A 976-nucleotide genomic window follows, 5' to 3' on the forward strand; every position below is an offset into this window, starting at 1 on the left:
CGTAATCTGGTTACCATCTGCATCTGTTGCTGTAACCGGGATATTCATACTTGTTCCTGCGTCCAGGCTTTGATTACTGATGTCTGTTATTACAGGCGCGTGATTATTAGGTGGTACCTGGGAAGTGCCTGCATTTATTTCCATGGCATTCAGGTAACCTACCTGTCCGCCTGCAGGAATACTCAGGGTAAATAGGATCTCTCCGTTTGCATTAGGAGTGATATTGGAGAAAGTAACCACGTTGGTGGTGTTGTTCTGTACATACAGCGTTTGGCTTACCCCATTGATGGTGAACTTGGTGCTGCCGTTATCCGGCTGTGGCGCCCACCATTTGCTGCTGGAGAAGAACTTAATGCTGTAAGTCCTGTTTGTTTCCAGACCGGTGAGGTGTCCGTGCATGGCAGGTGCGCCACTAAAGAATCCTGGCAATGAACCAAAGTACATGTATTCGCTCATCACCACATCCGGGTATACACCACTGTTGTTGCCTGTATTGGCGCCTTCGGTGCCTGCTGCCCACCAGCTTTCATCGAAAGTTAATCCGGCAGTGGTTAACTGTCCGTTTTCATCTTTCAACCCGGTGTTAGTGGTACCGAAGATGTTATTCCACGGCGCAGGCGCGTTGTTATTAAGCTTGAAGTTCAGATACAGCTTGTAGTTTGGTGTTGGCTTATCTACCACGGTGAGTACAAAGCTGCGTACATCTATTCCCCCCTGGTTATCCTTGGCCTGTACCTTAACGGTATAGGAGCCTGCGTCGGCATATCCTGGTTGTACAGTGATACGGCAGGTATCGTTCTGACTCAGCAGGGTAGCAAAGGCCGGCAGCTGTATGGCCGTCCAGGTAAAGGTATTACCCGGGTTCTGGTCCTGCAGGCTCAGTTTGATGGTTTGTTGTGTGCCTTCATCCACACTCTGTGCAGGAATAGAATTTATCACCGGTGGATAGTTGTCGTTTACCACCAGGTTAAAGAAG

1 protein-coding gene is annotated in these 976 nt (G+C 49.1%); it reads right to left on the reverse strand.

Annotated features, from left to right (window positions below):
* Window positions 1–976, reverse strand: a 976-nt coding sequence (locus KE626_RS34475) for a putative Ig domain-containing protein (RefSeq protein WP_211977707.1), incomplete at both ends; no start/stop codon positions are given.

Origin of the sequence: Chitinophaga hostae (assembly GCF_018224885.1) — a bacterium.
In the GTDB taxonomy this organism is placed as follows: Bacteria; Bacteroidota; Bacteroidia; order Chitinophagales; family Chitinophagaceae; genus Chitinophaga; species Chitinophaga hostae.